The sequence below is a fragment of the Kitasatospora sp. NEAU-69 genome (assembly GCF_057158765.1).
Genome location: NZ_JBWXUE010000077.1, coordinates 1 through 6009, shown reverse-complemented (window position 1 = coordinate 6009; position 6009 = coordinate 1). Strand labels below are relative to the sequence as shown.

The following is a 6009-nucleotide window of genomic DNA, read 5'->3' as shown; positions in this document are numbered from 1 at the left end:
CCCCTCACCGGCGACACCTGGACCACCTTCGAAAACACCTACGCCCAAGCCGCCGTCCACACCGCCCACCACCTCCAGACCATCGCCACCACCCCCACCTTCCGCGCAGCCCTCGCCTGGCAAAACCGCGCCATCCTCCACACCGCCATCACCCCCTTCCTCAACTGGACCCCCACCACCACCAACCGCACCAGCATGCCCCGCCAACGCGAAGAACTCATCGCCCACTACTGGCAACGCTTCTGCGTCAAAAACGACACCATCGGCTTCTTCGGACCCGTCGGCTGGGGCCAACTCAACCCCCGACAAACCGGCATCACCATCAACCCCGGCCACCACCTCACCAAACAAACCAACATCTACTTCTCCAGCTGGTCCATCGACACCCTCGCCAAAACCATCGACACCAACCCCCACATCCACCCCCACACCACCCCCCGCCGCATCCCCTACCTCCACCTCACCCCCACCACCGCCACCCTCCCCGGCCGCCCACCCCAACCCATCACCCCCCACCAACACCACATCCTCACCCTCTGCACCGGACAACACACCGCCCAAACCATCCAACAACTCACCCCCCAAACCCACCCCGACCACACCCTCCAAACCCTCAACGACCTCCACAAAAAACGCTGGATCACCTGGCGCCTCGAAACCCCCGCCACCACCCACCCCGAACACCACCTCCGCACCACCCTCCACCACATCACCGACCCCCACCTCCAACACCAAGCACTCACCAAACTCAACACCCTCGAAACCGCCCGCACCCGCATCCACAACGCGGCGCAGGGCGACGACGTGGACGAACTCTGCGAAGCCATGGCGGAGTTGGAGTCCACCTTCGCCGAGCTGACCGACGCGGCGGCGCAGCGCTCGAAGGGCGCACGCACCGCTCCGAACCGCGCGCTGGTCTACGCCGACTGCGAGCGCTCCGCGACCGCGACCGTCGGCAGCGCCGTACTCGACGCGCTCACCCCGCTGGAGCTCTGCCTCACCGGCGCGCGCTGGATGACGAACCGGTTCGCGGCCCGGATGACCGAGCGGATCGAGGCGGCATACCGCCGGCTCAGCGCCACGCGGGAGACCGTCGACCTCGGGTCGCTCTGGTTCGAGTGCCTGCCCGCCCCGCACAGCGCGTCGATCGCCGACATGGACGAGATCCAGGCGGAGCTGCGGGACCGCTGGACGAAGATCATCGACGCGCCGGCCGGCGCCCGCCGGGTCGAGCGGAGCTCCGCCGAGATCGCGGAGCAGGTCCGCGAGGCGTTCGACGAGCCCGGCACGGGCTGGTCGCTCTCCCGCTACGTCAGCCCGGACGTGATGGTCATCGCGGACGACCTGGCGGCCGTCGAGCGCGGTGAATTCACGCTGGTGCTCGGCGAGTTGCACGTCGCGATGAACACGCTCGGCGCCTCGCTCTTCGTGATGCAGCACCCGGACCGGCAGCAGCTGATCGACGAGACCACCACCGACTTCCCCGGTCCGCGGCTGATCCCGATGCTGCCCAAGGAGATGCCGCTGATCAAGTGGTCCCCGCGCAGCCGGCCGGCGCTGGACCGTCCCGAGGACTACTTCGTCGCGCTGGTGGACCACACCGCCGACCCGAACCGCCCACGGACCCTGCGCTGCGCGGACGTGACCGTGGCCGAGCGGGACGGCCGGCTGGCAGCCGTGCTGCCCGACGGCGCCGTCTTCGACCTGCTGGACGTGTTCAGCCACGCGCTGACCAACCGGGTGATGAACCGGTTCACTCTGCGCGCGGACGCGGACCACTCGCCGCGGGTCACGGTGGACAAGATGGTGCTGGCCCGGGAGAGTTGGCGCTTCACCGCGAGCGAGACCGCGTTCGCCCAGGAGAAGAACGAAGCCCGCCGCTACGTCCGCGCCCGCCACTGGCAACAGCAGACCGGCCTGCCCCGCTTCGTCTTCGTCGTCTCCCCCACCGAACCCCGCCCCTTCTTCTGCGACTTCGACAGCCCCGTCTACATCAACATCCTCGCCAAAGCCATCCGCCGCCTCACCACCAAAGACCCCAACGCCCACCTCACCATCTCCGAAATGCTCCCCACCCCCGAACAAGCCTGGCTCACCGACGACCAAGGCAACCGCTACACCAGCGAACTGCGCTTCGTGGCGGTCGATCAGCGTGCTGTGACGCCATGGGGCGGCGCTGTGGCACCGCAAGGCGGCGCGTGATGGCAGCGGCAGCGGAGACGTTCACCGGCACCTTCACCGACGCGATCGCCGCGCACGCCGCGCGCGATCCGCTGGCCACCGCGCTGGTCACCCGTGACGCCGTGCTGTCGTACGGCGAACTCCTCGGACGGATCGACCGGTTGGCCCGAGCACTGGCCGCCCGCGGCCTCGGGCCCGAGCAGGTCTGCGCGGTCGCCCTGCACCACGGCATCGACGCCGTCGTCGCGATGGCCGCGGTCTCCCGGGCCGGCGGCGCGTTCCTCACGCTCGACGTGGGGCTGCCCGGCAAGCGGCTGGCGGCCATGGTGGCGAGCGCCCGGGCGCAGTTCGTGCTCACCGACAGCGAGCTGGCCGAGCAGCTCACGCTCACCGTGCCGGGCCCGACGGTGCTGATCGATGACCTCGATCAACACGTTTCGCCAGCACCGGAGTTGCCCCGGATCGAGCCACGCTCGCTCGCGTACGTCAGTCACACCTCGGGCTCCACCGGCACGCCCAACGCGGTGCTGATCGAGCACCGCGGGCTGGCCGGCTACCTGCGGTTCGTCGCCCACGACTACGGCCTCGGGCCGGACACCGTCGGCGTGCAACTCGCCCCGCTCGGCTACGACGCCTCGATCCGGGACACCTTCGCGCCGCTCACGGCCGGCGGCCGGATCGTCCTGGTGGAGCGCTCGGCCCTGCTGCGGGCGGACGAATTCCTGGACACCGTCGAGGCGTTCGGCATCAACACCGTGCTCAGCGCGACCCCCTCGTTCCTCACCTTCCTGACCCGCCACGAAGGGGCCGCCGAGCGGCTGCGCGGCGTCCGGCTGGCGGTCTCCAGCGGGGAGTCGTTGCGCCCGTTCCTCACTTCGGGCGGGCGGCGCGCGCTCACCGGCGACCTGGTGAACCAGTACGGCCCGACCGAGTGCACGATGACCTCGACCAGGTTCAAGGTGCCCGTCGAGCCGGAGACCGCGGCCGACCTGGTCGGCACGCCGATCGAGGGCGTCACCGTGCACCTGCTCGACGACCGCCTGCGGCCGGCGGCGGACGGCGCGGTCGGCGAGCTGTACATCGGCGGCGCCGGTGTCGCCCGCGGCTACTGCGGACGCGCCGCGCACACCGCCGACCGGTTCCCGCCGGACCCGTTCGGCCCGCCCGGCGCCCGGATGTACCGCACCGGCGACCTCGCGCGGCGGCGGCCCGACGGCAACCTGGAGTACCTCGGCCGCGGCGACCGGCAGATCAAGATCCGCGGCTACCGGGTGGACCCCGCCGAGATCGAGGGCGCGCTGCTGACCCATCCGGCCGTCACCGGCGCGGTCGTCACCGCGCAGACCGACGACCGGGGGCGGACGTACCTGGTCGCCCACCTGACCGGCCCGCTCACCGAGGTCACGGACGCGCTGCTGCGCACGCACCTCGCCGAGACGCTGCCGTTCCACATGATGCCGCGACGCTTCACCCGGCTCGACCGGATCCCGACCACCAGCAGCGGCAAGGCCGACCGCGGCGCACTCGGCCAGCCCGTACCCCCAGCCGAGCCCGTACCCGGCCCCGGCCCCGGCATCGCCGCTCTCGCCGTGGACGGCGCCCGATGACCGACCTGCGCACCCGCCTCGGGCCGGCCGACGTCCGCGCGGCGGCGGACCGGATCCGCGGCCAGGTGCGCCGCACCCCGCTGCTGACCGCCGGCTCGCTGCCCGGCATCCTGCTGAAGGCCGAACACCTGCAGTACAGCGGCTCGTTCAAGCTGCGCGGCGCGGCCAACGCGATGCTCGGCAGCAGCGCCGAGGCGATCGTCACCGGTTCGTCCGGCAACCACGGGATCGCGGTCGCCCAGCTCGGCGCGGCGCTCGGCGTGGGCGTCACCGTCGTGATGGCGGCCGGGGCCAGCGCGGCGAAGGAGGCGGTGATCCGCTCGCTCGGCGCCCGGGTGGTCCGGGTCGCCGGCGGCGTCGCCGAGCGCGAGCAGCACGCCCGGGCGCTCGCCGAGGACACCAGCGCTCTGCTCGTGCCATCCTCGGACCACGAGCTGATCGTCGCCGGCCAGGGCACCGTGGGCCTGGAGGTCTTCGAGGACGCGCCCGAGCTCGACGTGATCTTCGTGCCGGCCGGCGGCGGCGGACTGCTCGCCGGGGTCTGCCTCGCGGCGGACGCGCTGACCCGGCCGGTGCGGATCGTCGGCGTCGAACCGGCCGACGCCCGGCGCTACGCGCTCTCCCGCGCCGCCGGCCGAGCTGTCAGTGTGCCGCCCTCGGAGACGATCGCCGACGGCCTGCGCGGCCAGCGGCCCGGAGCCGTCCCGCTGCCGATCATCGAACGGCGGGTCGACGAGCTGATCGGCGTCACCGACACGGCGATCGCGCGGGCGATGGACCTGCTGCACCGAGCCGGCATCCCGGCCGAGCCGAGCGGCAGCGTCGCCCTGGCCGGTGCGCTGCAGTGCGCCGGCACGGCGATCGGCGGCCGCCGGACCGCCGTCGTCGTCTCCGGCGGCAACACGGCCGCCGCCCTGGCGAGCCGCAGCAGTCCCAGCACCAGCACCAAGAACCCTTCCGACCACCCACTGAAGCCCGCTGACGAGGAGTCACGATGAACACCGCGAAGATCGACACGGCCGAGCTGCCCGAGCTGATCGCGTCCTTCTACCGGGAGACGCTCGGCGACGACAGCCTCGACACCGAGAGCGACTTCTACGACGCGGGCGGCGACTCGCTCAGCGCGTTCCAGATCACCGCCCGGCTGCACGAGGCGCTCGGCATCGAGCTGCCGGTCGCGCTCGTCTTCACCTACCCGTCGCCCGCGGACCTCGCGGCGGTCGTCATCGACGACGCCGAACTGCGCTAGGGATAAAGGGAGCTGCCGGCCATGGCCGAGGAGACAGTACCGCCGGCAGCGCCGGCATCGACCGTGCCGCTCGGTGACAAGTGGCAGGTGTGGAGCCAGTTCGGGCTCCGGGGGCCGGGGTTCCCGGCGGAGGGTGTGCTGCGCCTGGCCCCCGAAGGCCTGGCCGCCACCGCCGACACCTTCACCCCCCACACCCCCCTCACCGGCGACACCTGGACCACCTTCGAAAACACCTACGCCCAAGCCGCCGTCCACACCGCCCACCACCTCCAGACCATCGCCACCACCCCCACCTTCCGCGCAGCCCTCGCCTGGCAAAACCGCGCCATCCTCCACACCGCCATCACCCCCTTCCTCAACTGGACCCCCACCACCACCAACCGCACCAGCATGCCCCGCCAACGCGAAGAACTCATCGCCCACTACTGGCAACGCTTCTGCGTCAAAAACGACACCATCGGCTTCTTCGGACCCGTCGGCTGGGGCCAACTCAACCCCCGACAAACCGGCATCACCATCAACCCCGGCCACCACCTCACCAAACAAACCAACATCTACTTCTCCAGCTGGTCCATCGACACCCTCGCCAAAACCATCGACACCAACCCCCACATCCACCCCCACACCACCCCCCGCCGCATCCCCTACCTCCACCTCACCCCCACCACCGCCACCCTCCCCGGCCGCCCACCCCAACCCATCACCCCCCACCAACACCACATCCTCACCCTCTGCACCGGACAACACACCGCCCAAACCATCCAACAACTCACCCCCCAAACCCACCCCGACCACACCCTCCAAACCCTCAACGACCTCCACAAAAAACGCTGGATCACCTGGCGCCTCGAAACCCCCGCCACCACCCACCCCGAACACCACCTCCGCACCACCCTCCACCACATCACCGACCCCCACCTCCAACACCAAGCACTCACCAAACTCAACACCCTCGAAACCGCCCGCACCCGC

General features: G+C 71.0%; 5 protein-coding genes. All 5 read left to right on the top strand.

Going from position 1 to position 6009, the window contains the following annotated elements; all coding sequences use genetic code 11:
* Nucleotides 1–2202: lantibiotic dehydratase (locus tag AC060L_RS37165; protein WP_483803416.1), on the top strand; the 2202-nt coding region annotated here is incomplete at its 5' end.
* A complete protein-coding gene (locus AC060L_RS37160; protein WP_483803415.1) occupies nt 2202–3788 on the top strand; it encodes an amino acid adenylation domain-containing protein in 1587 nt (528 codons plus the stop codon). The genes AC060L_RS37165 and AC060L_RS37160, both read left to right, overlap by 1 nt.
* Nucleotides 3785–4786 carry a threonine ammonia-lyase gene (locus tag AC060L_RS37155; RefSeq protein WP_483803414.1) on the top strand — a complete coding sequence of 334 codons (1002 nt, stop codon included), beginning with the start codon at nt 3785–3787 and terminating at the stop codon, nt 4784–4786. The genes AC060L_RS37160 and AC060L_RS37155 overlap by 4 nt, the downstream gene beginning before the upstream one ends.
* Nucleotides 4783–5037: an acyl carrier protein gene (locus AC060L_RS37150; protein WP_483803413.1), complete on the top strand. Its 255-nt coding sequence runs from the start codon at nt 4783–4785 to the stop codon at nt 5035–5037. The genes AC060L_RS37155 and AC060L_RS37150 overlap by 4 nt, the downstream gene beginning before the upstream one ends.
* Before the next feature lie 21 nt (nt 5038–5058).
* The coding region (locus tag AC060L_RS37145; protein ID WP_483803412.1) for a lantibiotic dehydratase at nt 5059–6009 on the top strand (951 nt) is incomplete at its 3' end.

What these genes read in the sequence shown, in the direction of transcription:
- AC060L_RS37160 (WP_483803415.1), top strand. Translation starts at nt 2,202, where the DNA reads ATGGCAGCGGCAGCGGAGACGTTCACCGGCACCTTCACCGACGCGATC.
- AC060L_RS37155 (WP_483803414.1), top strand. Translation starts at nt 3,785, where the DNA reads ATGACCGACCTGCGCACCCGCCTCGGGCCGGCCGACGTCCGCGCGGCG.
- AC060L_RS37150 (WP_483803413.1), top strand. Translation starts at nt 4,783, where the DNA reads ATGAACACCGCGAAGATCGACACGGCCGAGCTGCCCGAGCTGATCGCG.